Origin of the sequence: Vreelandella hamiltonii (genome assembly GCF_014651775.1) — a bacterium.
GTDB lineage: Bacteria > Pseudomonadota > Gammaproteobacteria > Pseudomonadales > Halomonadaceae > Vreelandella > Vreelandella hamiltonii.
Window position 1 is genome coordinate 45,974 of the sequence record NZ_BMXN01000005.1, and the last position, 25,188, is coordinate 71,161.

The 25,188-nt window shown below is 59.0% G+C and carries 26 protein-coding genes; 22 read left to right on the forward strand and 4 right to left on the reverse strand.

Features of this window, described 5'->3' with window-relative positions; translation table 11 throughout:
- Positions 1–198 precede the first annotated feature (198 nt).
- The 7 genes from IE091_RS06010 (at position 199) to IE091_RS06040 (ending at position 7,865) form a co-directional block, all read left to right on the forward strand.
- Positions 199–396, forward strand: a complete 198-nt coding sequence (locus tag IE091_RS06010; protein ID WP_039178013.1) for a hypothetical protein — start codon at positions 199–201, stop codon at positions 394–396.
- Complete coding sequence (locus IE091_RS06015; protein ID WP_144982768.1) at positions 397–804, forward strand: OsmC family protein; 408 nt, start codon at positions 397–399, stop codon at positions 802–804. It begins immediately after the preceding gene.
- 17 nt (positions 805–821) lie between these two features.
- Complete coding sequence (gene uvrB, locus IE091_RS06020; RefSeq protein ID WP_039178009.1) at positions 822–2,846, forward strand: excinuclease ABC subunit UvrB; 2,025 nt, start codon at positions 822–824, stop codon at positions 2,844–2,846.
- A 3-nt stretch (positions 2,847–2,849) separates the two neighbouring features.
- Positions 2,850–3,680, forward strand: coding sequence for an endonuclease VIII (gene nei, locus IE091_RS06025; RefSeq protein ID WP_189463042.1), 831 nt, complete (start codon positions 2,850–2,852; stop codon positions 3,678–3,680).
- A 170-nt stretch (positions 3,681–3,850) separates the two neighbouring features.
- The gene (locus IE091_RS06030) at positions 3,851–5,356 is read left to right on the forward strand and encodes a fumarate hydratase (protein ID WP_039178005.1); all 1,506 of its coding nucleotides are present in this window, start codon (positions 3,851–3,853) and stop codon (positions 5,354–5,356) included.
- 121 nt (positions 5,357–5,477) lie between these two features.
- On the forward strand, positions 5,478–6,896 hold the full coding sequence (cls, locus tag IE091_RS06035; RefSeq protein ID WP_144982777.1) for a cardiolipin synthase: 1,419 nt from the start codon (positions 5,478–5,480) through the stop codon (positions 6,894–6,896).
- A 51-nt stretch (positions 6,897–6,947) separates the two neighbouring features.
- Positions 6,948–7,865 (forward strand): LysR substrate-binding domain-containing protein, encoded by a 918-nt coding sequence (locus IE091_RS06040; protein ID WP_144982780.1) that lies wholly within the window; start codon positions 6,948–6,950, stop codon positions 7,863–7,865.
- On the opposite strand, the gene IE091_RS06045 is transcribed toward IE091_RS06040, so the two are convergent.
- Positions 7,862–8,956 carry a bifunctional nicotinamide-nucleotide adenylyltransferase/Nudix hydroxylase gene (locus IE091_RS06045; protein ID WP_144982783.1) on the reverse strand — a complete coding sequence of 365 codons (1,095 nt, stop codon included), beginning with the start codon at positions 8,954–8,956 and terminating at the stop codon, positions 7,862–7,864. The two genes, IE091_RS06040 and IE091_RS06045, sit on opposite strands and share 4 nt — an antisense overlap.
- Positions 8,957–9,134: 178 nt before the next feature.
- Here IE091_RS06045 and IE091_RS06050 point away from each other — a divergent pair, with 178 nt between their 5' ends.
- Complete coding sequence (locus IE091_RS06050) at positions 9,135–10,034, forward strand: YihY/virulence factor BrkB family protein (RefSeq protein WP_189463043.1); 900 nt, start codon at positions 9,135–9,137, stop codon at positions 10,032–10,034.
- A 149-nt stretch (positions 10,035–10,183) separates the two neighbouring features.
- On the opposite strand, the gene IE091_RS06055 is transcribed toward IE091_RS06050, so the two are convergent.
- A complete protein-coding gene (locus IE091_RS06055) occupies positions 10,184–11,137 on the reverse strand; it encodes a D-2-hydroxyacid dehydrogenase (protein ID WP_039177995.1) in 954 nt (317 codons plus the stop codon).
- Positions 11,138–11,336: 199 nt separating this feature from the next.
- Here IE091_RS06055 and IE091_RS06060 point away from each other — a divergent pair, with 199 nt between their 5' ends.
- From IE091_RS06060 to IE091_RS06120, 13 genes are all read left to right on the forward strand, one after another.
- Positions 11,337–11,612, forward strand: coding sequence for an FmdB family zinc ribbon protein (locus tag IE091_RS06060; RefSeq protein ID WP_016913811.1), 276 nt, complete (start codon positions 11,337–11,339; stop codon positions 11,610–11,612).
- A gap of 65 nt (positions 11,613–11,677) precedes the next feature.
- Positions 11,678–13,459: an aspartate--tRNA ligase gene (gene aspS / locus IE091_RS06065; RefSeq protein WP_039177993.1), complete on the forward strand. Its 1,782-nt coding sequence runs from the start codon at positions 11,678–11,680 to the stop codon at positions 13,457–13,459.
- Between the two features lie 99 nt (positions 13,460–13,558).
- Positions 13,559–14,110, forward strand: a complete 552-nt coding sequence (gene ruvC, locus IE091_RS06070; RefSeq protein ID WP_096923010.1) for a crossover junction endodeoxyribonuclease RuvC — start codon at positions 13,559–13,561, stop codon at positions 14,108–14,110.
- A 69-nt stretch (positions 14,111–14,179) separates the two neighbouring features.
- Entirely contained in the window at positions 14,180–14,785 is a 606-nt protein-coding gene (gene ruvA / locus IE091_RS06075) for a Holliday junction branch migration protein RuvA (protein WP_039177989.1), read from the forward strand.
- An 83-nt stretch (positions 14,786–14,868) separates the two neighbouring features.
- Positions 14,869–15,906 carry a Holliday junction branch migration DNA helicase RuvB gene (gene ruvB / locus IE091_RS06080; protein ID WP_189463044.1) on the forward strand — a complete coding sequence of 346 codons (1,038 nt, stop codon included), beginning with the start codon at positions 14,869–14,871 and terminating at the stop codon, positions 15,904–15,906.
- A complete protein-coding gene (ybgC, locus tag IE091_RS06085) occupies positions 15,903–16,304 on the forward strand; it encodes a tol-pal system-associated acyl-CoA thioesterase (RefSeq protein ID WP_039177985.1) in 402 nt (133 codons plus the stop codon). The genes ruvB and ybgC overlap by 4 nt, the downstream gene beginning before the upstream one ends.
- A gap of 112 nt (positions 16,305–16,416) precedes the next feature.
- Entirely contained in the window at positions 16,417–17,097 is a 681-nt protein-coding gene (tolQ, locus tag IE091_RS06090) for a protein TolQ (protein ID WP_227408033.1), read from the forward strand.
- Between the two features lie 11 nt (positions 17,098–17,108).
- Positions 17,109–17,546, forward strand: coding sequence for a protein TolR (tolR, locus tag IE091_RS06095; RefSeq protein ID WP_016913818.1), 438 nt, complete (start codon positions 17,109–17,111; stop codon positions 17,544–17,546).
- A 13-nt stretch (positions 17,547–17,559) separates the two neighbouring features.
- Positions 17,560–18,720: a cell envelope integrity protein TolA gene (gene tolA / locus IE091_RS06100; RefSeq protein WP_189463045.1), complete on the forward strand. Its 1,161-nt coding sequence runs from the start codon at positions 17,560–17,562 to the stop codon at positions 18,718–18,720.
- Positions 18,720–20,006, forward strand: coding sequence for a Tol-Pal system beta propeller repeat protein TolB (gene tolB, locus IE091_RS06105; RefSeq protein WP_189463046.1), 1,287 nt, complete (start codon positions 18,720–18,722; stop codon positions 20,004–20,006). The genes tolA and tolB overlap by 1 nt, the downstream gene beginning before the upstream one ends.
- A 45-nt stretch (positions 20,007–20,051) precedes the next feature.
- Positions 20,052–20,591, forward strand: coding sequence for a peptidoglycan-associated lipoprotein Pal (pal, locus tag IE091_RS06110; RefSeq protein ID WP_039177975.1), 540 nt, complete (start codon positions 20,052–20,054; stop codon positions 20,589–20,591).
- Positions 20,592–20,643: 52 nt separating this feature from the next.
- Entirely contained in the window at positions 20,644–21,450 is an 807-nt protein-coding gene (ybgF, locus tag IE091_RS06115) for a tol-pal system protein YbgF (protein ID WP_039177973.1), read from the forward strand.
- A gap of 27 nt (positions 21,451–21,477) precedes the next feature.
- The gene (locus IE091_RS06120; protein ID WP_016913823.1) at positions 21,478–22,239 is read left to right on the forward strand and encodes a YciK family oxidoreductase; all 762 of its coding nucleotides are present in this window, start codon (positions 21,478–21,480) and stop codon (positions 22,237–22,239) included.
- 54 nt (positions 22,240–22,293) lie between these two features.
- Here IE091_RS06120 and IE091_RS06125 read toward each other — a convergent pair whose 3' ends face one another.
- Positions 22,294–22,965: an HAD family hydrolase gene (locus tag IE091_RS06125; protein WP_189463047.1), complete on the reverse strand. Its 672-nt coding sequence runs from the start codon at positions 22,963–22,965 to the stop codon at positions 22,294–22,296.
- Positions 22,966–23,709, reverse strand: coding sequence for a bifunctional 2-polyprenyl-6-hydroxyphenol methylase/3-demethylubiquinol 3-O-methyltransferase UbiG (gene ubiG / locus IE091_RS06130; protein ID WP_016913825.1), 744 nt, complete (start codon positions 23,707–23,709; stop codon positions 22,966–22,968).
- Positions 23,710–23,890: 181 nt separating this feature from the next.
- Here ubiG and IE091_RS06135 point away from each other — a divergent pair, with 181 nt between their 5' ends.
- Positions 23,891–25,183, forward strand: coding sequence for a nucleotide sugar dehydrogenase (locus IE091_RS06135; RefSeq protein WP_039177964.1), 1,293 nt, complete (start codon positions 23,891–23,893; stop codon positions 25,181–25,183).
- Positions 25,184–25,188 lie beyond the last annotated feature (5 nt).

The window sequence follows — 25,188 nt, forward strand, 5'->3', positions numbered from 1 at the left end:
GCGCGGCATGGAGTGAAAGACGCGGCGCGGCGATAGGTTACGCTAGGTGCGGGCAGTGGGCTGCAATTGCAAGCGCACTTGCGCGTGCTAAACTTCAATTCCGCGTATCGGTCTTGCACAAGAATTTTGCGTCGTATCGCCGATCGATCCCGCTAGCATATACTTAACAAGACTCATTAACACATAAAAGGGCAACGCATGGCAGTGCAATCACTCAGTTTCCAAGGGGTTTCCAACGCTGATCAGGTCAACAAGATCACCACGGCATTGATGATGCTGGATGGGGTGGACAGCGCCGAAGTAGGGCGTCATGGCGCCGAAGTGGAAGGGCGTGCCAAGCGCGACGCGCTGATCCAGGCGGTCGAACGGCTCAAGCTACCCATCAAGGTGTCGTGAATGCATCCGCCTATCGTGGTGATCAGTGAGCGCAACCGGACGTTTCGTCAGCGTATCGAGGTAAATGGCCTGGAAGACCTCTACGCAGACGTACCCGCGGTGGTGGGTGGCGATGAAAGTGCGCCGGACCCTCACGACTATTTCGATATCGCTTTGGGAACCTGCAAGGCCATTACCGTACAAATGTATGCCAAGCGCAAGCAGTGGCCGTTGGAAGGCATTACGGTCACGGTGCAGCGAGACGACCAGGATGAAAAGAAGGGCGTTTACCGGCTGGCCGTTCAGCTCGAACTGCACGGTATCAGCGACCCTGAGCAGAAAGCCAAGCTGGAAGAGATCAGCCACCGATGCCCCATTCAGCGGTTGATGACCCAGGCCACCATCGAGATCACCACTCGCACCGAGTGACCATCCCAGGAGCCATGATGAGCAAGGAATTTCGTCTGCAGTCAAAATTCAAGCCTGCGGGCGACCAGCCCACCGCGATCCGCAGCCTGGTAAGCGGCCTGGAGTCGGGCCTGGCCCACCAGACACTGCTGGGCGTGACCGGCTCCGGCAAGACCTTCACCATGGCCAACGTGGTGCAGCAGCTACAGCGGCCGACCATCGTCATGGCGCCCAACAAGACGCTGGCGGCTCAGCTGTACGGCGAATTCAAGTCGTTCTTTCCCGATAACGCCGTCGAATATTTCGTCTCCTACTACGACTACTATCAGCCGGAAGCGTACGTGCCTTCCTCTGACACGTTCATCGAAAAAGATGCCTCGATCAATGATCACATCGAGCAGATGCGGCTGTCCGCCACCAAGGCGCTGCTGGAAAGGCGTGATGCCTTGATCGTCGTGTCGGTATCGGCGATCTATGGTCTGGGTGACCCGGATCAATACCTGAAAATGCGCCTGCACTTTACCCGCGGCGAGCTGATCGATCAGCGTGCCTTCCTGCGCCGATTGGCGGAGCTGCAGTACACGCGCAACGACATGGATTTTCGTCGCGGCACCTACCGTGTGCGTGGTGATGTAATCGATATCTTTCCGGCGGACGCCGACGAGGAGGCCGTACGGGTCGAGCTCTTCGACGACGAGATAGATTCCATCCGCCTGTTTGACCCGCTGACAGGGGATATACGTGGCCAGGTGCCGCGCATGACGATCTACCCGAAGTCGCACTATGTCACCCCCAGGGAAACCATCCTGGAGGCCATCGATGCCATCAAGGGGGAGCTGAAAGAGCGGCTCGAGTGGCTGAGAAAGCATGAGCGGCTGGTGGAAGCCCAGCGCCTGGAACAGCGCACTCTCTACGACATCGAAATGATGCTGGAGCTGGGTTACTGCAACGGCATCGAAAACTACTCGCGCTACTTGTCTGGCCGTGCTCCTGGCGAGCCGCCGCCGACATTTTTCGATTACCTGCCCGACGATGCGCTGCTCTTCATCGATGAGTCCCACGTCAGCGTGCCCCAGGTGGGTGGCATGTACAAAGGTGACCGCTCCCGCAAGGAAACGCTGGTGGAGTACGGCTTCCGCCTGCCTTCCGCGCTGGACAACCGGCCGATGAAGTTCGAAGAGTGGGAGTCGATTTCGCCACAGACCATCTTCGTCTCGGCCACCCCGGGGCCTTATGAAGCAGAGCATGCCGGTCAGGTGGTCGAGCAGGTGGTGCGCCCCACGGGGCTGCTCGATCCGCAAATCGAAGTGCGCCCTGCCAGCACCCAGGTCGACGATCTGCTGTCCGAAATCGGCTTGCGCACTGCAGTGGGCGAGCGCGTGCTGGTAACTACGCTGACCAAGCGTATGGCCGAGGATTTGACCGACTATCTCGACGAACACGATATTCGGGTGCGCTATCTGCACTCCGATATCGATACTGTCGAGCGGGTGGAAATCATCCGCGATCTACGGCTGGGCAAGTTCGATGTGCTGGTGGGGATCAACCTGCTGCGTGAAGGGCTGGATATTCCGGAAGTATCGCTGGTCGCCATTCTGGATGCAGACAAGGAAGGTTTCCTGCGTGCCGAACGTTCGCTGATCCAGACCATTGGCCGCGCGGCGCGTAATGCCAACGGCAAAGCGATTCTCTACGGTGACCGGATTACCGACTCGATGCGCAAGGCCATCGATGAAACCGAGCGCCGCCGCGCCAAGCAGATGGCCCATAACGAAGAGCATGGCATCACGCCGACCACCGTGACGCGTTCGGTGGCCGACATTCTCGAAGCCGCCCAAACGCCCGGCAAGAAGAGCTCCCGCCGACGTGGCAACGAGCGCAAGGTGGCCGAGCCTGAGGGTAGCTATGACGTGGCGTCCATGAGTCGCCAAGACCTGCTGGCGGCCATCAGCAAGCTGGAAGACGCCATGTTCGAGGCCGCCCAGAACCTGGAGTTCGAAGAGGCGGCGCGTTTGCGTGATCAGGTGCACCGCATGAAAGAACAGCAGCTGGCGCTGGGGTAGGCGATGCCTGAAGGCCCTGAAATCCGGCGTGCCGCGGATCGTATCGAGAAGCAGCTCGCGGGGAAGACGCTGGAAGACGTGTGGTTTGCGTTTCCGGAGCTGGCCCCGCATGCGGCATCGCTCATTGGCGTCAACGTGCAGGCGGTGGATACCCGTGGCAAGGCGATGCTGATTCGCTTTGCCGATCAGCGTGTGCTCTATTCACACAATCAGCTCTATGGCGTCTGGAAACTGCATGCCGAGGACAGACCGCCCAGTACCCAGCGCTCGTTGCGTGTCCGACTGACCGCGGAGGGCAGGTCTGCCAGTCTTTACAGCGCCTCGGATGTTTCCTTGTGGCATGAAGAGCACCTGCATCAACACCCGTTCTTGTCGCGGCTTGGTCCTGATCTGTTGAGCGAACAGGTTACCCCCGCGCAGGTCAGGCAACGCTTGTTGTTGCCTGCCTTTCGGCGGCGTAGCCTGGGGGCGCTGCTGCTGGATCAGGGCCTGGTGGCGGGGCTGGGTAATTATCTGCGCTCGGAAATTCTGTTTTTCGCCCAGCTGCATCCCCGCCAGCGGCCCGCTGAACTGAGCGATACGCAGCTCGCGTTACTGGCCGAGCTTATCATCGAGGTCACCCGGCAGGCCTATCTACAGGCGGGCGTCACCAACCTGCCCGAGTGGATATCCCAGGCGGTGGCCTCAGGAGAACCTCGCAGGCAGTGGCGCTTTGCAGTGTTCGAGCGGGCTGGACTCAGTTGCCATCGCTGTGGTGATGTCATCGAGCGCACCATGGTCGGTTCTCGCCGACTCTATCGCTGCCCGAACTGTCAGGGTGTTTCGCTATCATAGTTATACCGTTATCTAACTTGCCGGCTCGCTGTCAGACCAAAGCGTTAACCCCTGCATGGTGGGAAGCACCTGTAGTGGCTGCCGGGATTGTTTCAATACGGTATACTTCCAGCACACTTAGACGGCCGAGAAGGTCGCACTCAGCACGATAACCGAGGAGCTGTTCATCCATGACCGTGATTCGCCAGGACGACGTGATTCAAAGCGTTGCCGATGCTCTGCAGTACATCTCTTACTATCACCCCAAGGATTTTATCGATGCCATGGCAGCCGCTTATGAGCGCGAAGAGAATCCGGCGGCCAAGGATGCCATTGCTCAGATCCTGATCAACTCACGGATGTGCGCCACGGGCCATCGCCCCATCTGCCAGGACACCGGTATCGTGACGGTATTCGTGCATGTCGGCATGAACGTGACCTGGGAAGCGGATCTCAGCCTGGATGACATGATCAACGAAGGCGTGCGCCGGGCCTATCAATTGCCCGATAACGTTCTGCGTGCATCGGTTCTGGCCGACCCGGATGGCAAGCGCCAAAACACCAAGGACAATACGCCCGCCATCATCCATCACAAGATCGTGCCTGGCGACAAGGTCGATATTCACGTGGCAGCGAAGGGCGGCGGTAGCGAGGCAAAATCGAAGTTTGCCATGCTCAACCCTTCCGACAGCGTGGTGGATTGGGTCATGGAACAGTTGCCCAAGATGGGCGCTGGCTGGTGCCCGCCCGGCATGCTCGGTATCGGGATTGGTGGAACCGCCGAAAAGGCCATGGAAATCGCCAAGGAAGCGCTCCTCGATCCTATCGACATCCAAGACCTTCAGGCACGTGGCCCCAGCAACCGGGCAGAAGAGCTGCGTCTGGAGCTGTTCGACAAGATCAACAAGAGTGGTATCGGTGCCCAGGGGCTGGGCGGCTTGACCACGGTGCTGGATATCAAGGTCAAGGATTATCCCACCCATGCGGCCAACAAGCCGGTGGCCATCATTCCCAACTGTGCGGCGACGCGTCATGCGCACTTCACTCTGGATGGTTCCGGTGCCGTCTCGTTGCCAGCTCCCAAGCTGGAAGATTGGCCGGAAATCACTCGTGAAGCGGGTGATAACGTCAAGCGCGTGAATCTCGATACGGTCACTCCCGAAGAGGTCAGCACCTGGCAGCCAGGCGACACGCTGCTGCTCAACGGTAAACTGCTGACCGGACGCGATGCGGCGCACAAGCGTATGGTCGACATGATCTCCAAAGGTGAGCCGCTGCCGGTAGACATGAAAGGTCGCTTCATCTACTACGTCGGGCCAGTAGACCCGGTAGGTGATGAAGTCGTGGGGCCAGCAGGGCCAACGACCGCCACTCGTATGGACAAGTTCACCCGTACCATGCTGGAAGAGACCGGGCTGCTGGGGATGGTGGGCAAGGCCGAGCGTGGCCAGGCGGCCATCGACGCGATTCGCGACAACCAGGCCGTCTATCTGATGGCGGTCGGGGGCTCTGCCTATCTGGTGGCCCAGGCCATCAAGAAGTCTCGTGTAGTAGGCTTCGAGGACCTTGGAATGGAAGCCATCTATGAGTTCGAGGTGGAAGACATGCCGGTCACGGTCGCCGTCGATAGCCAGGGCACGTCGGTGCACCAGACGGGGCCTGCCAAGTGGAAAGAAATCATTGCCCAAAAGGCCTGATGGCCGATTGGCAACCTGTGTGACCAGATGAGTGATCGGAAGCCCCGTCCCAGGCGGGGCTTCTCCGCATGGTCGCTATAGAAAAACAGCAAGATGTCCTGATGATGACGAGGAAGCGTTAATGGCCTCATGGCTGCTAGGCACGGCGATCATGATGATCCACGTTCTGGGGATGGTCTCGGCAGTAATGGCGTTGATGTCCAGTCGGACATCCCAGGGTGCCGTCGCGTGGATCATTTCACTGCTGACCTTTCCCTATATCGCTTTACCCGCCTACTGGTTTTTTGGACGCCCCCGCTTCTATGGCTATGTGACCGCACGCGGTGCAAGAGATACGGTGCTGCGCAGAGTCTTGGTGCGCTATCGTCACAACATCAAGCCCCACGTGGTCGAGTCCACCAATACCGATATCAAGGCCGTTGAGCAGCTGGCGATGATGCCGCTGACCCGAGGCAATCACCCGCAGCTGCTGATCGATGGGCAAGCAACGTTCGACAGCTTGTTCGAAGGCATCGCGCAGGCTCGGCACTATCTGTTGCTGCAGTTCTTCATCGTGCGGGATGATGCGCTGGGACGTGAGTTGCAGCAGCATCTCGTAGGCGCGGCCCAGCGCGGTGTGCGTGTCTATTTTCTCTACGATGAAATTGGCAGCCGCAAGCTGCGAGACGGTTATTTCAAAGAGCTGAAACAGGCAGGTGTCGAAGTGACCCCGTTTCGATCGTCGCGTGGCATCAAACACCGCTTCCAGCTCAACTTCCGCAACCACCGCAAGATTGCCGTGGTGGATGGGGAGCAGGGGTGGGTTGGCGGCTTCAATGTCGGCACAGAGTATCTGGGGCAGAGCAAGAAGCATGGCCCTTGGCGCGATACTCATCTGTTACTGCACGGTCCTAGCGTTCTCGGCCTCCAGGAAGCGTTCTGGGAGGATTGGCACTGGGCCACAGGGGAAGTGATTACGCTGAACTGGCACGCGGCACCCGCCGCGGGGCATGACCAACAGGTGGTCATCGTGCCGTCGGGGCCTGCGGACAAGCAGGACACGGCAGGGCTGCTGGTGCAGCAGTTGATTCACAGTGCCAACGAACGTTTCTGGGTCACCAGCCCGTATTTCGTGCCCGACCAAGGCGTCCAGGATTCATTGAGACTGGCGGCCATGCGCGGTGTAGATGTGCGTGTGATGATCCCGGAGCGGCCGGATCACTTGCTGGTCTTCCTGTCGGCGTTCTCGTTCTTGCCCGACATGCTCAAGGCAGGTGTGAAAATATACCGTTATCAGCCTGGCTTTCTACATCAAAAAGTCATGCTTATCGACAACAGCTCGTCTGCCGTCGGCACGGTCAATCTGGATAATCGCTCGTTCAGATTGAATTTCGAGATTACCGCCTTCATACCAAGCGCTGATTTTACCCGACAGGTGGCCGAGATGCTGGAAGCCGATTTCGCCCAGTGTCGACGCGTTACCCTCGATGAAGTCAGCCAGCGGCCAATGTGGAAAAAAGTCGTATCCCGCGCCGCGTACCTGATGTCACCCGTCCAGTAGCCGCTGGGCCAGCCGCGATCACAAAGAACCAATAAACAAAGGGAGTGTTGGGTGAATCTTGAAACAAAATGGTTAGAAGATTTTGTGGCACTGGCCAACACGCGCAGTTTTTCTGCGTCTGCCAGGCAGCGCCATGTGACCCAACCTGCCTTTAGTCGTCGCATCAGGGCGCTGGAACAAGCGGTGGGAGTCACTTTGGTGGACCGCTCGACGACACCCATAGGGCTCACCTCGGAAGGCCAGCTTTTTTTGGTCACTGCGCGCAACCTGGTAGAGCAACTCAATGAATCACTCAGCCATTTGCGTGGCCTCTCGATTGCCAACGAGGCGCTGGATATCGTGGCCGCGCACTCCTTGGCGTTGAGTTTTTATCCGCCCTGGATCTCGCGGCTGCAGAAGGGTTTGGGCGAACTGCCGACGCGGTTGGTGGCCATGAATGTGGGCGAGGCGATTCACGTTCTGCGGGAAGGCAACTGTGACCTCATGTTGGCTTACTATGACCCGTTTGCCACCATGCAGCTGGACGCCGAAGTGTTCCCGTCTTTTTCGATTGGCAAGGTCAAGATGTTGCCCGTGTCGCTCCCTGATGAGCAGGGCAAGCCGCTGTTCTCGCTGCTGCGTGATCAGTCGATTCCCTACCTGGCCTACACACAGGGTGCTTTCCTGGGGCGTAGCGTGCGCATGCTGCTGAAGAACGATCCGCTACGCATGAAGCTGCGCACGGTGTACGAAACGGCCATGGCCGAGGGCCTGAAGGGCATGGTGTTGCAAGGAGTCGGCGTGGCCTGGATTCCCGATTTCTGCATCCGTGAAGAGCTGAAGAGCGGTCGGCTGGTTCGGGCAGGAGATGAGGGGTGGGATATTCCTCTGGAAATCCGTTTGTATCGTTGCTCGCTGGTGCACAAGCCCGGGGTAGAGCGCCTATGGCGGCAAATGATGAAGCTGCCGCGCGATTTTCTGCAGGGCTAAACGCCGCCCAGGTTGGCCGGTAGCCCTAGAAAGTTTTGAATGATGAAGAAGTGGTCTTCAAACAGACTTTCCGGCTCCAGGTCGGCCAACGCCACCCAGCGGGCATGCTCGCCGCCTTTGACCGGCTTCAGGCGAGGTAGCTGCTGGTCGGGGGTCAGCGCAAAATAGAAAGCTTCGGCGAGCGTTCGCCCTCGCCAACTGCGGTGTGGCTCATCGAACAGACGCTGGCCGCGTAGCGAGCCCTTCAGCACCGGTTCCGGCACTTTGAGCCGCAAGCGTTCGCGCAGCTCGCGCAGGCAGGCATCCAGCAAGCGTTCGTGAGGGTTGATGAAGCCGCCGGGCAGCGCGAACAGCCCCTTGCCAGGGGCGGCAGTGCGCTTCACCAGCAATACATGGCCAGATTGCACCACCACGGCATTTACCGTCACGAAGATGGGCGGGTAAGGGGCTTTTGCCCAGGCCTGGCGATACTGGTCCAGCAAATGCTGCTCCTCCAGCAACTGATGATAAGCATCACCCTTGCAGAACTGTCCTACGCTTCTGACCACCCCCGGGGGAAGATCATGATAAGCGCCAGTGCTCAGATAGTCGCCGGTGGCGTCCGGGGAGCGAAACAGCCGTTCTCGAATCTGGCTGGCTGAAATGCCTTCCACCAGCGGAACGCTGACCGATTCCCACTGAGGAAACAGCGAAAGATAGTAGCTCGATTGGCCACGGCTGGCTCCGATCAGTCCGATACGTGGCAGACGAGCCTTGGCGGGGGTAGCCAGGTCACGCACCTTGCGTTGCACATCCCGCACCCAGACATCGTCATTGTAAAGGGCATCCAGCAGGGGCGTGATTTCCAGGCGGCGGTTCTCGGCTTCGTCGAATCCCGAGCGGATCATGGCTTGGCGTTCATTGAAGTGCCAGGGATTGCGTAACGAACGCGCTTGCCACGAAGAGCCGACCATGACGATGACCTGACGCGCCTGTTTGAGCGCTTCGCGGATGATGGCCAAATGCCCCAGATGTGGCGGCTGAAAACGACCAATGAAGACTAGGCAGTCAAACTCATGGTTCGAAGGGGAGAGGGCAGCATCCGGTGTCATGGGGTGTCCTTGCGCGCTGGTCAGTTGGCCATCAGGCGTGGCCATTATGGTCAGTGAGTCACTTCTGTGCAATGCATCAAACCCTGCGCTCAACGGTTTCATTCGGTATGCTTACCTATTGATAGTGATAGTGGCGTTATAAAAAAGGACGCTGGGAATGGTTTTAAAGGGAATAACTATGCTGAAGCGCACGCTCGTTTTCTGGTGGAACGTGGTACAAGATGCAATCTCTCTATGGCTGGAGCGCAATGCCTTCAGCTACGCTGGTTCGCTGGCGTTCTATACGCTTTTTTCGCTGGCTCCGACGATCATCATTGCCGTCACCGTGATCGGGGTGGTGCTGGGGGAAGATGCTGCTCAAGGGCAAATCGTGACACAGCTTCAAGGCACGTTAGGGGCCGAGGCTGCCCAGGCGGTGGAACAGGCGGTTGCCCAGTCGCGTATCGAAGAGTCCGGGCTTCTGCCTACTGTCTTAGGGGTGGTTGCGCTCCTGGTGGGTGCCACCACGGTCTTTGCTCAGATGCAGTTTTCACTCAATACCATCTGGGGCGTCACGGCCAAGCCTACCAGCAACAGCGCCTTCATTTTCATCAAGACGCGCCTGCTGTCGCTGACCGTCGTGCTTTCGATTGGCTTCATTCTGCTCGTTTCTCTGGTGCTGGGCGTTTTCCTGCGCAGCATGCTGCACGCCACCAGTGACCTGCTGCCCATCGCGACCATCGTCACTACCACTGCCGAGTCGCTCATTTCGCTGGCCATGGTGACCTTGCTGTTTGCCACTATCTTCAAAGTGCTGCCCGATGTGGTATTGCGTTGGCAGGACGTGCTGATCGGCGCGCTGGTGACGGCGATTCTGTTCACGATAGGCCGCAGCCTGATCGCCATCTATCTGGCCTATACGGCCACCGCATCTACCTATGGTGCCGCGGGCTCGGTAGTGATGATCCTGCTGTGGGTCTACTACAGTTCCTTGATACTGTTGTTCGGTGCATCGTTTACCCGTTCGCTGCTGCTGCGCCGAGGGCGCCCTCTGGTGCCCCGCAACAGTGCGGTATTGGTACGCCAAGAATTGCTTTGATGAACAGGAGGTTGCCATTGTCGCAGTGCTGTCTGCGTGGAATGGTGCCTGGGAAGGTTCAAGGGGCCAGGGTGACCCACGTATCAATGGAACCCCTGGCCCTACATCACGCTTCTGGTCATTTTGCGACGTTTTGACGTATTGCCGCCTCAGGCGGACTGCTCTGCCTGCCAGTCAGTGATGTTTTTCGCCGACAGCAAGACGATGTTCTGACGCGCTTCGGGGGTGATCCAGGCGTTATGCGGCGTGACGATCAAATTGAGCGGCTCTCCTGCTGCCAAGGCATCCAGCAACGCATGCCCCTGGCGGGGGGGCTCGGCGGGCAGCACGTCAACGGCCAGCCCGCCCAGCGCTCCTTTGCGCAGCGCCTCCAGAGCGGCCTCTTCGTCGATGATGCCGCCGCGCGCGCAGTTGACCAGCAGCAGTGAAGGCTTGGCCTTGGCCAAACGCGCTTGATTGATCAAATGTCGTGTGTCGTCGTTCAGGGGGCAGTGCAGGCTGATGACATCGGCGTTGGGCAGCAGGTCGTCCAGAGCCGGGCGCTTATCGGCGGCTTCGTTGCCAGGACGCGCGGCGAAGGTCACTTGCATGCCGAAGGCCTCGGCCAGACGAGCGACTTCCGAGCCCAGTTCGCCACTGCCTACCATGACCAGTTGCTTGCCAGCCAGCTGCAGCGTCGGGTGGTTCTGAAGGCAGAAGAAATCACTTTTCTGCCAAGCTCCTGCGGCGATATCTGCCTGATAGCGCGGCAGGCGATTGGCCAGCGACAGCATCAGCATTAGAGTGTGCTGAGAGACACTGGCCGTGCCGTAGGCGGAGACGTTCTTGACGACGATGCCATGAGCTTTGGCTGCGTCAAGATCGATATTGTTCAATCCCGTGGCCAGGACGCAGATCAGCCGTAGCGAAGGCAACTGCGACAACGTGTCGGCGTCCAGTGTGACCTTGTTGACGATGGCAATATCCGCGTTTTTCAGGCGCTCGCGGGCCTGCTCTGGGGTGCTTTGTTGATAGGTTTCCAGGTGATCGACGGCCTCACGAATCGGCGTCAGGTCGATATGGGGGCCCAGGCTTTCTGCATCCAGCATTACCGCATGAGGCATGTTGTTTTCTCCATTGGCTGCCAAGTGGCGCTTGGCCTTGCCCGGCAGGGGGCACAAAAGGGTATAATGTTCGCGCTATCAACCGCAGTCTTGGAATTTATCCCAGCAGGCCACATATTGTCAGCTCGGCGGCCTAGTCGTTCGCCACTTTTCTGTAAATATCAGTCTGTTGACGTTGTGCTTTTCAGGAGCCCTCAACATGCCTATCTATGAGTACGAGTGCAAGGCCTGCGGCCATCGCATGGAAAAACTACAGAAGGTCAGCGCTGATCCGCTGACTCAATGCCCCGCTTGCCAGCAGGATGACCTCGAACGGCTGGTGTCTGCGGCAGGCTTTCGTCTGGCCGGTGGCGGCTGGTACGAAACCGATTTCAAAACCGGTAGCAAAAAGAACCTTGCTGCTGGCGGTGGCTCGGCTGGCTCTTCGTCCAGCGACACCAGCACGCCATCCCCCAGCAAAGGCGCCGCGGCTTAGCCGCGGCGGTCAGCCGAGGTAGTTGGCGACCCCTTACATAGTCACGCAACAGAACAGGAAGAGACATGCGCAGCCATTATTGCGGCCAGCTGAACGAAACATTGGTGGATCAAACGGTCACCGTCTGCGGTTGGGTACATCGCCGTCGTGATCACGGTGGGGTTATCTTTCTCGACATGCGCGACCGCGATGGGATTGCGCAATTCGTCGTCGACCCCGATACCGCCGAGGCGTTTGCTAATGCCGACCGTGCGCGCAGTGAATATGTTCTGCGTATTACAGGGCGTGTTCGCCTGCGTCCCGAAGGCACTCAGAACCCCAACATGCCGACTGGCATGATCGAAGTGCTGGCCAAGGAAGTCGAGGTGCTCAACACTGCCCTCACGCCGCCTTTCCAGCTGGACGAGCATGGCAAGGTGGGTGAAGAGGTGCGCTTGAAGCATCGTTACATCGACCTGCGCCGGCCGGACATGATCGAGAAGCTGCGCCTGCGTTCACGTATTTCGCACAGCGTTCGTGCGTTTCTCGAAGGCCAGGGGTTTCTGGACATCGAAACGCCCATCCTGACCCGCGCGACACCCGAAGGTGCCCGCGACTACCTGGTGCCGAGCCGCACCCATGCGGGTAGCTTTTTTGCACTGCCGCAGTCGCCGCAGCTGTTCAAGCAGCTGCTGATGGTGGCGGGCTTTGACCGCTACTACCAGATTGCCAAGTGCTTCCGTGACGAAGACCTGCGTGCCGACCGTCAGCCAGAGTTTACCCAGATCGATATCGAGGCCTCGTTCGTCGAGGAAAACGATATCATGGGCATCACCGAAGCCATGATCCGCCAGCTGTTCCAGGAAGTGCTGGATGTCGAGCTGCCGGAGTTCCCGCGCATGACTTGGCAGGAAGCCATGGATCGCTTCGGCTCCGACAAGCCGGATCTGCGCATTCCGTTGGAGCTGACGGATGTCGATGACCTGATGCAGCAGGTGGATTTCAAGGTGTTCTCTGGTCCTGCCAGCGCGGAAGATGGCCGTGTAGCTGCCTTGCGTGTGCCGGGTGGAGCGAAGCTGTCGCGCAAAGAGATCGACGAATACACCAAATTCGTCGGTATCTACGGCGCCAAGGGCCTGGCCTGGATCAAAGTCAACGAGCGCGCCAAAGGGCTGGAAGGCCTGCAGTCGCCCATCGTCAAGTTCATGGAGAACGTCGTCGAGGAACTGCTCGATCGCGTGGGTGCAGAAGATGGCGACATCATCTTCTTCGGTGCCGACAAAACGCGCATCGTCAACGAAGCCATCGGCGCACTGCGTGTCAAGCTGGGCGCTGATCTGGCCATGTATACCCAGCCCTGGGCGCCGCTCTGGGTGGTCGATTTCCCGATGTTCGAAGCCGATGATCAAGGCCGCCTGAGCCCGCTGCACCATCCCTTCACGGCGCCTTCCTGCACGCCGGAAGAGCTCAAGGCCAACCCGGCCGCCGCACTATCGCGTGCTTACGACATGGTATTGAACGGTACCGAGCTGGGCGGTGGTTCCATTCGTATCCACGATCAGTCCATGCAAAGCACCGTATTCGACATTCTGGGGATTGGCCAGGAGGAAGCGCAGGAGAAATTCGGCTTCCTGCTGGATGCCTTGCAGTACGGTGCACCGCCCCATGGTGGTTTGGCTTTCGGTCTGGATCGCCTGGTCATGCTGATGGTCGGTGCCAAAACCATCCGTGAAGTGATCGCCTTCCCGAAAACGCAAAGCGCTGGCTGCTTGATGACCGACGCCCCCGGCGAAGTCAGCCCTGAGCAGCTCAAGGAGCTGAGCATTCGACTGCGCCAAAAGGCCAAGGCGGAGACCACAGGCGAGTAAACGCTCTGTCGCCTGCCAGAGGTAGCCAACACCGACGCTCTGCGTCGGTGTTTTGTTATGTGTCACCTTATCTGCCATCGCGTTACCAGGAGTCAGTACATGGAAGGACATCAGTCCGTGGCAGTCGTTCGAATCATGGGGATCGACCCTGGGTCACGGATTACCGGCTACGGCGTCATTGACCTGATCGGCATGAAGCCTCGCTATGTGGCCAGCGGCTGTATACGTACCTCTGATGGGGCGCTGGAGCAGCGTTTGGCGCAGATCTATGCCGGGCTCGGGGAAGTGATCGGCCTGTATCGACCTGAAGCAGTCGCGGTAGAGCGTGTGTTCATGGCCAAGAATGCCGACTCGGCGCTAAAGCTGGGCCAAGCTCGAGGCGCCGCGCTGGTATGCCTGGCCAACCATGGGCTGAGTATTTCCGAGTATGCTGCCCGGCATATCAAGCAGGCCGTCACGGGACATGGGGGTGCCGAGAAAACACAGGTGCAGCACATGGTGACGACGCTGTTGCAGTTGACCGCCACGCCTCAAGCCGATGCGGCCGACGCGCTGGCCATTGCCTTGACCCACGCGTTCACCGGAAGTGGTCGAGTTCCCCCCGCGGCCAAGCAGGGTAAACGACGCTCTACGGGGCGTTGGCGGCTATAGCCGTTACTGGTCATCTGTACAGAGTCGCTTTATAGTGGCTTACCGTTTTCACTACCCGCGAGCACCCCTATGATTGGTCGGTTAACTGGTTTATTGATCGAGAAGCATCCCCCCTGGATCGTGGTGGATGTCCATGGCGTTGGCTACGAACTGGAAGCCTCCATGAACACGCTGGTGGCGCTGCCTGCGCCAGGTGAAAACGTCTCGTTATATACGCACTTGACCATTCGCGACGATGCCCATTTGCTGTATGGCTTCGGCCGTGAGCATGAGCGTGCGCTGTTTCGCGCCTTGATCAAGGTCAGTGGTGTAGGCCCCAAACTGGCGCTGGCGATTCTCTCGGGGATGGATGAGGACGCCTTCATGCGCTGCGTGCGTGACGATGACAGCAAGGCATTGACCCGTTTGCCTGGGGTGGGCAAAAAGACGGCCGAACGGCTGATCATCGACATGCGTGATCGCTTTCCCGACTGGGAGCAGAGCCACGCCCCGTTGGCCCTGGAGGCCACCAGTGGCCGTCCAGCCCCGCGCGACAGTTTGGCCGATGCAGAGGCAGCGCTGGTCAGCCTCGGCTACAAGCTGACCGAAGCTGCTAAAATGCTGGCCGATGTAGATCCTAATCAATCCACCGAAGCGTTGATCAAGGCGGCGCTGACTCAGCGCATGAGTGGCTGAGCGCAACGCAAATTCCACTTGATACACCGCGTGCCGGACCTCGTGTCGCTCCGGCGTTGATCAGATCCAGTAGAAGAGTTGCCATGCTAGAACATGACCGATTGATCGCCGCTGAACCGGAGCACGGGGAAGTTCGCATCGATCACGCCATTCGGCCCAAGCGCCTTCGGGACTACATTGGCCAGCCCCGAGTCCGTGAGCAGCTGGAAATCTTTATTGGCGCGGCCAGATTGCGGGAAGAGAGCCTCGACCACACGCTGGTGTTTGGCCCACCAGGCCTTGGCAAGACCACGCTGGCCAATATCATCGCCACCGAAATGGGGGTCGGCCTGAAGTCGACTTCCGGGCCGGTGCTCGAGCGGGCCGGGGATCTGGCTGCGATGCTGACCAACCTGGAGCCGGGTGACGTTCTGTTCATCGATGAGATACATCGCCTTTCGCCCGTGGTGGAAGAGGTCCTCTATCCCGCCATGGAAGACTTTCAGCTCGACATCATGATTGGCGAAGGACCTGCGGCGCGCTCCATCAAGCTCGACCTTCCCCGCTTTACGCTGGTGGGAGCGACCACGCGAGCAGGGCTGCTGACCTCGCCGCTGCGCGATCGCTTCGGTATCGTCCAGCGTCTGGAGTTCTACAATCTCGAAGAGCTGACGGAAATCGTCGCCCGTTCGGCACGCCTGCTAGGGGTGGAAACCAGCCGAGAAGGCGCGGTGGAAATTGCACGTCGCTCGCGGGGGACGCCTCGCATCGCCAATCGCCTGCTGCGCCGCGTACGTGACTATGCCGAGATCAAGGGCAACGGGGTGGTCGATGTGACCCTTGCCGATGCCGCCTTGAACATGCTCAACGTCGACCATCATGGCCTGGACCATATGGATCGCCGCCTGCTGCTGGCCATGATCGACAAGTTCGACGGTGGGCCTGTCGGGGTCGATTCGCTGTCGGCGGCGATTGGCGAGGAGCGCGATACCATCGAGGACGTGATCGAGCCTTACCTGATTCAGCAGGGCCTGATGATGCGTACGCCACGTGGTCGGGTGGTGACGCGCCAGGCGTGGCAACATTTCGAGCGTATAGTGCCCGACAGTGCCATGAATGCAGAAGGGGAGCGGCGGCCATGACCGATGGTTTTGCGATGCCAGTGCGCGTTTACATAGAAGATACTGACGCGGGCGGTATTGTCTACTACGTTAACTATCTGAAGTTTATGGAACGCGCCCGCAGTGAATGGTTGAGAGAATTGGGGCTGAATCAGCAAACGCTGCTAGACGAAGGGACGCAGCTAGTGGTATACCGCATTGCCTGCCGCTATGCCAAGCCAGCACGTCTCGACGATGCGCTGACCGTAACGGCCACCATGGCCAATCAAGGCCGTTGTCGAATGACATTCGAGCAGCAGGTGTGGCGAGACAAGGAACTCTTGTGCTCCGCCACAGTCGAGATAGCCTGTTTGAGCGCTGATACCTTACGGCCCAAAGCGTGGCCTGCATCGCTCGATCTTTCTGTGTCGGCTCACTAGCCGACCTTCAGTGTGATCTCGTGCTAGCTAAACCCGGTGAAATGACCACCGCTACCCATGTCGCCATGTCGACGCCAATAGATTGAAGAGGGCAACTGTGAACGATAACACCATGTCCATACCCCACTTGATAATGAGTGCCAGCACCGTCGTGCAGCTCGTCATGTTACTGCTGGTGGTGGGGTCGATCCTCTCTTGGGTGGTGATTTTCCAGCGCAGCATGGCATTGCGTCGTGCCAAGCAGGAGTACAATCAATTCGAAGAGTCATTCTGGTCGGGTGTCGACCTCAATGAACTGTACCGCGAAATTCCTGCCGATGACCCACGCCACGGCGCGGAGCATATCTTCCAGTCCGGCTTTCGCGAGTTCAACCGTCTGATGCCCAAGACGCGTAACGCCGACACGATCCTTGAAGGCGTTCAGCGCAGCATGCGCGTTGCCTGGTCGCGGGAAGAGGATCGCCTTACCCAGCACCTGATTTTTCTGGCCACCGTGGCATCGGTCAGCCCTTACGTCGGCCTGTTTGGTACGGTGTGGGGCATCATGGGCTCGTTCCAGTCGCTTTCCATGACCCAGCAAGCCACTTTGGCCACCGTTGCGCCCTGGATTGCCGAAGCCCTGATCGCCACCGCCATGGGCCTTCTGGCAGCGATTCCTGCCGTTATCTTCTATAACCGCCTTTCCAACGAAGCCTCTCGCCTGTTGGGCAAGTACGAAAATTTTGCTGAAGAATTCCATGCGATCCTGCATCGCAACTTGCAAGGTCGCGACGGCAAGCCCGATGCCCGCTAAAGGAGTTCGTCATGCAAGGTTCGTTTAATCGCGGCGGCAAGAAAAAGCCCATGGGGGAGATCAATGTCGTCCCCTTCATCGATGTCATGCTGGTGCTGCTGGTCATTTTCATGATCACGGCGCCCATGTTGACGCAAGGCGTGCAGGTGGATTTGCCGCAGGTCACTTCGGAACCTATCGAGACTCAAGAAGACAGTGATCCGATCATCATTTCGGTGGATCGTGACGGTGGCTACTTCATCACCTTGGGTGAAGACACCAGCAATGTCTCTTTGGAGCAGATTTCCGAACGCGTCATTGCCATTCTCCAACGGCGACCTGGCACCCCTGTCATGGTCAGGGGCGACCGTAGCGTGCCTTATGGCCAGGTCGTCATGTTGATGAGCACCCTGCAACGCTCTGGTGTGGCGAACGTTGGGCTGCTCTCAGAGCCGCCGCAAGATGGCTAAGGGCGAGTCACCGATGGCAGTGAAACCACCACGCGACCCCCAGGATGTCGGCTACACATTGCCGACGGTTCTGGCGATTGGCGTGCATCTCGTCGTGATTGCGTTCACGCTGATTCGGCTACCCAGCACGCCTGCAGAGCCCGACTCCTCATCGATCGTGCAGGCCACTTTTGTCAGCACGGAAACCTTTACCGATCAGGCGCAGCAGGTCACCGAGCAGCAGGCCGCGCTGAACAGTGCGACCGAGCCGGCCGAGAGCGAGCCAGCACCTGAAGCACCTAGCCCCGCAGAGCAGGCAGCTGAAGCAGAGGCTGCCGCGGCGGCACAGCGCGAGGCAGAAGCCGCAGCCCGTGCAGAGCAGCAAGCCCGTGAGCTGGCCGAAGCCCAGGCCGAGGCCGAAGCAGAGGCCCAGCGGCGCGAGCAGGAAGCTCAGCGGGCAGCAGAAGAGCAGGCCGCTGAGCAGCGCGCCCGGGAAGAAGCAGAAGCCCAACGCCAAGCCGAGGCGGAAGCCCAGCGGGAAGCCGAAGCAGAAGCCCAGCGCCAGCGGGAAGCCGAAGCAGAAGCCCAGCGCCAGCGGGAAGCCGAAGCAGAAGCCCAGCGCCAGCGGGAGGCCGAAGCAGAAGCCCAACGCCAGCGGGAAGCCGAAGCAGAAGCCCAACGTCAGCGGGAAGCCGAAGCAGAAGCCCAACGTCAGCGGGAGGCTGAAGCAGAAGCCCAACGCCAGCGGGAGGCTGAAGCAGAAGCCCAGCGTCAGCGGGAAGCCGAAGCCCAGCGTCAGCGTGAGGCTGAGGAGCGACGTGCTGCCGAAGCGGCAGAAGCGGCCATGCAGCGCCAGTTGGCGGGTGAAGCCGAAGCGGCTGCCAATGCTCAGCAGGCCCAGCAGGCGGCAAACAGCTTTATCAACATCGTGCGGCGAGCCGTTGAGCAGGCCTGGGTCATTCCGCCGGGAGCAAGCAACTCGATGAGTGCTACCATACAGGTAAGGCTTGGACCATCGGGCGAACTGCTTGCCACATCGGTGGTCACTTCAAGTGGCGACAGTGCCTTTGACCGGTCGGCAATGCAGGCGGTCGAACATGCAGCACCGTTTGGCGAGTTACGCGACTTGCCAGCGGATCAGCAGCGCAATTTACGTCAATTTAATCTGCGATTTACCCCGGGGGATGTTCGCTGATGCAAACGTTGAGCAAAGTGTGGCTTTTTTGCGTACTGCTGTTGATCAGCAGTGTGGCAAGCGCAAACCTGACCATTGAAATAACCCGTGGCAGTGACCGTGCGCTGCCCATTGGCGTGGTCCCGTTCGAGGGAGGCGAAGGCTTCCCGGAAGACGTGGCTCAGATCATCCAGGACAACCTCGAGCGCAGCGGCTACTTTTCACCGCTGGATAGAGGCGCCATGTTCGAGCGCCCCAGCCAGGCCAGCGACGTTCAGTTCGGCACCTGGCGTTCATTGGATGTCCGCTATCTGGTAGTAGGCCGAGCGCGCCAATCGGGCAGTGGCTATGAGCTGCAGTTCGACCTGATGGATATCAGTGGTCAGCGTCCTATCCTGAGTGAAACCGTCACCGCCAACAGTAATGATCTGCGTGGTGCGGCGCACTATATCAGCGATGAGATCTTCGAAGCGATCACGGATATTCGTGGCGCATTCTCCACGCGCATTGCCTATGTGACTGCGCAAGGCGTGGGCGACAACATGCAGTTCGGCCTCTACGTGGCCGATGCCGATGGCCGCAGAAGCCAGCAAGTGCTGACCTCTGACCAGCCCATCATGTCGCCAGCATGGTCACCGGATGGACGTAAACTGGCGTATGTGTCTTTCGAGTCTGGCCAGGCCGCCATCTACATTCAGGACGTGGCCACCGGCCAGCGTGTGCAGGCGACGTCGTTCGACGGCATCAATGGCGCGCCTACCTGGTCGCCCGATGGCCGTCGCATTGCCATGTCGCTGTCAAAGGATGGTCAGCCTGAAATCTACATTCTGGATGTGGCCAACCGCTCCGTGGAGCGTGTCACCCAAAGCAACAGTATCGACACCGAGCCAGCATGGTCACCCGATGGCCGCAGCCTGATTTTTACTTCTGACCGCAGCGGTGGGCCGCAGATTTATCAATATTCGCTGGGTAGTGGCGAAACTAATCGCATTACGTTCACAGGTAACTATAATGCCCGTGCCCGCTTCTCTCCCGACGGTGAAGAGATCTTCTTCATCCATCGTTCAAGCCGGGGTTATCAGGTTGCCAAGCAGGATCTTGGGGGTGGTCGCTTAGTGGTCTTGAGCGAATCGACAAGAGATGAATCTCCTAGTGTTGCACCGAACGGTACCATGGTAATCTTCGCTACCCAGCAGGGTAGTGCGGGTGTGCTCAGTGCCGTTTCAGCCGATGGCCGTTCATCGTTCAGGCTGCCAGCAGCACAAGGCGAAGTGCGTGACCCTGCATGGTCACCTTTTTTAAATTAACGAATGAACAGCACTAAACTCTGTTTTCAGGCAAGGAGTCTGATTATGCAACTTAAGCCGTTGGCTCGCTCATTGGCAGTAGCGTTATCTATCGTAGTTATCGCTGGCTGTTCCAGCACCGGCGGATCCCAGGACGGGGACGCCTACGGCAGCCAGTCTGGCAGCAGCGTAGGGTCTGGCACGTCGGGCGCAGGTGCGGGTGGTCAGTATGGTTCCACCACTGGCTCGGGTGCTGGTCAGCAAGCCGACTCGCGTATTCCCGAAGTGCGTACCATCTACTTCGATTTTGACCGCGATACCATCAAGAGCGAATATGAGTCCGTCGTCATGGCCCACGCTCGCTACCTGCGTGCCAACCCGAACGCACGCGTCGTTCTGCATGGCCATACCGACGAGCGCGGTACGCGTGAATACAACATGGCCCTCGGCGAGCGTCGTGCCGGAGCCGTGCAGCGCTTCCTGAACATTCAGGGCGTTTCTCCTTCACAGATGAGCGTTGTCAGCTACGGTGAAGAGCGTCCGGCAGTGAGCGGTCAGAGCGAAAGTGCTTACTCTCAGAACCGTCGCGTAGTCTTCAACTACTGATAGCGTTGGCGTGCCTGTCATCAGGCACGCCAATGGCCTTTCGGAGCTATCAATGAATCACAGTCTCAAACGCTATTTTGAGAGGCTGTGCGGTGCGGGAGCCTTGGTGCTCCCGCTGTCCGTATTGCCCTTATCCCTGTTTACTGCCTCCGCCGTTGCTCAGCAGCCGCTGGTGCAAGATCTCTCTTCTGGTTCTTCGGGTTTCTACCAACAGACGCAGCGTCAAGAGTCCTCGGGTGGCAACCTGGTGCTGTTCAATCAGGTTCAAGAGCACCAGCAGGAAATCCAGCAGCTGCGGGGGCAGATCGAAGAGCTGCGTCACCAGTTGGAACAGCTGCGTAGACAGTCTCAGCAGCAGTATCTGGATATCGAAGACCGCCTGATGAGCAGCGGTCCCAGTCAGATCGAGCAGTCCACGCCCCAAGTCGAACCGGAAGTTGCCGAGCAGGTGGCCCAGGCCCCATCGACCCGCAACGTCAGTGACGACGCTCAGGCCGATTACCAGGCTGCCTTTGCTCATGTGCAGGCGCGCCAGTTCGGCGATGCCATTGCGGCTTTCGAATCGTTCGTGGCCGACCACCCGGACAGCAGCCTGACTGCCAATGGCCATTACTGGCTGGGCGAACTGTACGCGGCAGAAGGTGAGTTGGACGCGGCAGATCAGGCCTTTACACGTGTCATCGAGCAATACAGTGGCAGCTCCAAAGTGCCTGATGCGCTTTACAAGCTGGGACTGGTCAAGGCGCGTAAAGGGGAAGCGGCACGCAGTCGTGAGCTGTTGGAGCAAGTGCGTGACGACTACCCGCAAAGCAGCGCTGCTGGCCTTGCCAATGATTTTCTCCGTCAATCAGCCGGTTAATCGGCTTTCTTGGATCAAGGAATCCTCATGAACTGCAAAATCGACTATCAACCAGCGCCTGGCTTGCTTGAAAACCGCGTCGTGTTGGTAACCGGTGCGGGCGATGGCATAGGGCGTGTTGCAGCGCTTGAGTATGCCAAACATGGGGCAACCGTGATTTTGCTTGGTCGTACCATTGCCAAGCTGGAACGCGTTTACGATGAAATCGAAGCTCAAGGCGGTCCTCAGCCAGCCATTTTCCCGTTGAACTTCGAAGGCGCTACGTTAAAAGACTTCCACGACATGGCCGAGACGTTGAACAACGAGTTCGGTCGGCTGGATGGTTTGTTGCACAATGCAGGGCTGTTGGGCCGTATCACCCCCTTCGACCAGTACAATCCCGAGCTGTGGGAACAGGTCATGCAGGTGAACATCAACGGCCCCATCTGGATGACGCAGGCGCTGTTGCCGCTGCTGCAGGCGTCTGATGACGCGTCGGTGATCTTTACCTCCTCTAGCGTCGGTCGTAAAGGTCGTGCTTATTGGGGCGCCTACTCAGTCTCCAAGTTTGCCACCGAAGGGTTTATGGAAGTGCTGGCAGACGAGCTCGAAAATCAGCCGCATGTGCGGGTGAACACGCTCAATCCTGGTGCCACGCGAACCCAGATGCGGCGTTCGGCCTATCCTGGCGAAGACCCGCTGACGCTGCGCACGCCAGAAGAGATCATGCCCACCTACCTATGGCTGATGGGCCCGGACAGCCAAGGGGTCAGCGGCCAGAAGTACGATGCCCAGCCGCCGCGTAGTTGATTTGCCTGAAGGATGCAGCAAGTGCGCCATCGGCCCCATGGGCCGATGAGCATGTCACTGGGAGCGGTGGTCGTCTAACGCGGCCACCAGCTCCTCGCACGTCGCAAACCAGACATCGGCAGGCCATCGCTGGTAGTCGTCCTCTTCGCTGATGTAGCCATAGCCTACCGCTACGGCCAGCATGCCAGCCGCTCGCGCTGCCTGCATGTCCCTGACATGATCGCCTATGTACCAACAACGCTCAGGCGCTACGCCCAACCGCTTGGCAGCTTCCCATAGAGGCTCGGGGGCGGGTTTCTTGACGCTCAGGTCATCGGCACACAGCAGTGCCCCAGGTGTGAGTTCCAAGGCATCCAATAACGGAACGGTATAGCGCCTTGGTTTGTTGGTGACGATTCCCCAAGGGCGAGCGCGTTCTTGCCAGGCATGCAGCCACACGTCCAGCGGAGAAAACAGGCGGCTGTGTACGGCGACTTTCTGCTCGTAGGCATCGAGTAGAAAGTCACGCGCCTGCTCATGCTCGTCACTGCCGCTGTCAAGACCCAGAGCCAGCGAGACCAGAGCACTGCCACCATTGGAGACCTGCCCGCGAATCTGTTCGAAGGGCAGGGCCGCGAGGCCATGGTGGGCTCTCAAGGCATTGGTGGCGGCGGCCAGATCCGGCGCTGTGTCCACCAGCGTGCCATCCAGGTCGAAGATCACGGCGTGGGGGGCAGAAGGGCGCATCTATTCGCTCACCTTGCGACAGTGCATCATGTAGTTGACCGATACGTCATGGGCCACCAGGCGGTAGTGTCGTGTCAGCGGGTTATAGGTCAAACCGCTCTGCTCACGCACTTCCAGCGAGGCGCTACGCGCCCAGTGGGCCATTTCGGAGGGGCGAATGAATTTTGCATAGTCGTGGGTGCCACGGGGAAGTAGCTTGAGCAGGTATTCGGCACCGACGATAGCGAAGGCGTAGGACTTGGGCGTGCGGTTCAGCGTAGAAAAGAACACGTGGCCGCCTGGCCGCACCAGTTGACTGCAGGCACGGATGATAGAAGCCGGGTCTGGCACGTGCTCCAGCATCTCCATGCAGGTGACCACATCGAACGTGCCAGGCTGCTGGGCTGCCAGTGCTTCGACACTGATGTGCTGGTAGTCGATAGCCACACCACTCTCTTCAGCGTGCAGTCTTGCCACTCCCAGCGGTGCTTCGCCCATGTCGATACCGGTCACGCGTGCGCCACGGTGCGCCATGGCTTCGCTCAAGATGCCGCCCCCACAACCTACATCCAGCACTTGTTTGCCTGCCAGGCCAGCGCGAGCATCAATGAAGTCCAGCCGCAAAGGGTTGATGTCGTGCAGTGGCTTGAACTCACTGTGAGGATCCCACCAGCGGCTGGCAAGTGCTTCAAATTTGGCAACTTCTGCCGCATCAACGTTGCCCTGTAGGCGGTCAGTGGTGCTATCCTGAAGAGTCGATGACATGGTATGGCTCCCTGAGCAAGTCGGCAATAAAGTGGAGAGGGCAATGCCTTGCCCATCACCCTTCTATCGTTGAGTATGGGAGTATTCTAACCACTCCCGGAGCGGAACGCATGAAAAGGAGCGAGGCATGATGCCCAACCCCCTATTTTATCGACGGTTGTTTGCCATGGAGAGCCTTTGAATGCGGGTATTACTGCACGGTAGCGAGCTGAGTGCCGCCACGGCGGCTGCCGCCCTCGCCTGGGTAGGTCATCAGGTGGACTGGCTGTTGCACGAAGACATGCCCTGGTCATCATTGGCTCAGGTCGATTGGCTGCGCCGTGAGCCTTCGCTCATGGCGCAGCTGGAACAGGCCTTGGCGTCGGGGCAACTGCGCGTCATCGAAACACTCGACTCGTCTCACGCGCCCGATGTGGTCTGGCTGGCTCTGTCACCTAGCCAACGTGATTCAGCGCGCCGTCTGCTCAACAGTTCCACGTTTGCTGATTATCAAGGCGGCGTGCTGATCAATAACTCGACTTTCCCTGTGGGTGAAACCGAGCGCCTTCATGCGTTGATGGGCCATCAGCATAGCCGTGTGGCGCTGCCTGACACGTTGGAAGAAGGCCGGGCATGGTCCGCTTTCACTCGGCCGGTGCGTTGGCTACTGGGCTGTGATGATGCTCACGGTGAGCAGGTCACGCGTGAGTTGTTGCGGGCCTTCAATCGCCGCAGCGAAGTGTTTCAGCGTATGCCCTGTCGAGCGGCTGAACTGACCAAGCTGGCCATCAATGGTATGTTGGCCACGCGTATCAGCTACATGAATGAAGTTGCTGGCTTGGCGGATACATTGGGTGTGGACGTGGAGCATGTGCGCCAGGGGATGGGGGCGGATAGCCGAATCGGTTTCGAATATCTCTATCCCGGCTGTGGTTTTGGTGGCCCCAATTTCTCCCGTGATCTGATGGGCCTGGCCGATGTTCAATCGGCGCATGGCCGTTACTCCGCTTTGCTGGAGCAGGTCATGGATATCAACGAGCAAAAGAAAGAGACCTTGTTCAGAAAATTGTGGGCGTTTTTCGATGGTAACCTGGCAGGCAAGACGATTGCCGTGTGGGGGGCTGCCTTCAAGCCGGGAACGGCACGAATCGACCACGCCCCTGTGCTGACACTGCTGGAAGCCCTTTGGGCGCAGGGCGTAACGGTCAAGTTGCATGACCCGGCAGCACTGCCGGCCCTGCATGAAGCCGTCGGCCAGCGCGATGACTTGATTACCGTCCAAGGCGACCCTTACCAGGCGTGCCAAGGGGCAGATGCCTTGATGCTGGTGACGGAATGGAAGACTTACTGGAACCCGGATTGGCATCGCCTGGCGACGCTGCTGGGAGAAAAACTGGTACTGGATGGCCGCAATATTTATGACCCTGCTTTTGTCGCCAGCTGTGGCCTACACTACCGGGGAATTGGACGACGCGCCGACCCGATGTTGCCCTAAGGAAA

Bases quoted from the DNA above. Each gene is read 5' to 3' on its own strand.
- uvrB (WP_039178009.1), top strand. From the start codon at position 822: ATGAGCAAGGAATTTCGTCTGCAGTCAAAATTCAAGCCTGCGGGCGAC.
- cls (WP_144982777.1), top strand. From the start codon at position 5,478: ATGGCCTCATGGCTGCTAGGCACGGCGATCATGATGATCCACGTTCTG.
- IE091_RS06050 (WP_189463043.1), top strand. From the start codon at position 9,135: ATGCTGAAGCGCACGCTCGTTTTCTGGTGGAACGTGGTACAAGATGCA.
- ybgF (WP_039177973.1), top strand. From the start codon at position 20,644: ATGAATCACAGTCTCAAACGCTATTTTGAGAGGCTGTGCGGTGCGGGA.
- IE091_RS06125 (WP_189463047.1), bottom strand. From the start codon at position 22,965: ATGCGCCCTTCTGCCCCCCACGCCGTGATCTTCGACCTGGATGGCACG.
- IE091_RS06010 (WP_039178013.1), top strand. From the start codon at position 199: ATGGCAGTGCAATCACTCAGTTTCCAAGGGGTTTCCAACGCTGATCAG.
- nei (WP_189463042.1), top strand. From the start codon at position 2,850: ATGCCTGAAGGCCCTGAAATCCGGCGTGCCGCGGATCGTATCGAGAAG.
- IE091_RS06135 (WP_039177964.1), top strand. From the start codon at position 23,891: ATGCGGGTATTACTGCACGGTAGCGAGCTGAGTGCCGCCACGGCGGCT.
- ruvA (WP_039177989.1), top strand. From the start codon at position 14,180: ATGATTGGTCGGTTAACTGGTTTATTGATCGAGAAGCATCCCCCCTGG.
- tolQ (WP_227408033.1), top strand. From the start codon at position 16,417: ATGTCCATACCCCACTTGATAATGAGTGCCAGCACCGTCGTGCAGCTC.
- IE091_RS06120 (WP_016913823.1), top strand. From the start codon at position 21,478: ATGAACTGCAAAATCGACTATCAACCAGCGCCTGGCTTGCTTGAAAAC.
- IE091_RS06015 (WP_144982768.1), top strand. From the start codon at position 397: ATGCATCCGCCTATCGTGGTGATCAGTGAGCGCAACCGGACGTTTCGT.
- IE091_RS06060 (WP_016913811.1), top strand. From the start codon at position 11,337: ATGCCTATCTATGAGTACGAGTGCAAGGCCTGCGGCCATCGCATGGAA.
- IE091_RS06045 (WP_144982783.1), bottom strand. From the start codon at position 8,956: ATGACACCGGATGCTGCCCTCTCCCCTTCGAACCATGAGTTTGACTGC.
- ruvB (WP_189463044.1), top strand. From the start codon at position 14,869: ATGCTAGAACATGACCGATTGATCGCCGCTGAACCGGAGCACGGGGAA.
- IE091_RS06030 (WP_039178005.1), top strand. From the start codon at position 3,851: ATGACCGTGATTCGCCAGGACGACGTGATTCAAAGCGTTGCCGATGCT.
- tolR (WP_016913818.1), top strand. From the start codon at position 17,109: ATGCAAGGTTCGTTTAATCGCGGCGGCAAGAAAAAGCCCATGGGGGAG.
- ybgC (WP_039177985.1), top strand. From the start codon at position 15,903: ATGACCGATGGTTTTGCGATGCCAGTGCGCGTTTACATAGAAGATACT.
- tolA (WP_189463045.1), top strand. From the start codon at position 17,560: ATGGCAGTGAAACCACCACGCGACCCCCAGGATGTCGGCTACACATTG.
- ubiG (WP_016913825.1), bottom strand. From the start codon at position 23,709: ATGTCATCGACTCTTCAGGATAGCACCACTGACCGCCTACAGGGCAAC.
- aspS (WP_039177993.1), top strand. From the start codon at position 11,678: ATGCGCAGCCATTATTGCGGCCAGCTGAACGAAACATTGGTGGATCAA.
- tolB (WP_189463046.1), top strand. From the start codon at position 18,720: ATGCAAACGTTGAGCAAAGTGTGGCTTTTTTGCGTACTGCTGTTGATC.
- pal (WP_039177975.1), top strand. From the start codon at position 20,052: ATGCAACTTAAGCCGTTGGCTCGCTCATTGGCAGTAGCGTTATCTATC.
- ruvC (WP_096923010.1), top strand. From the start codon at position 13,559: ATGGAAGGACATCAGTCCGTGGCAGTCGTTCGAATCATGGGGATCGAC.
- IE091_RS06055 (WP_039177995.1), bottom strand. From the start codon at position 11,137: ATGCCTCATGCGGTAATGCTGGATGCAGAAAGCCTGGGCCCCCATATC.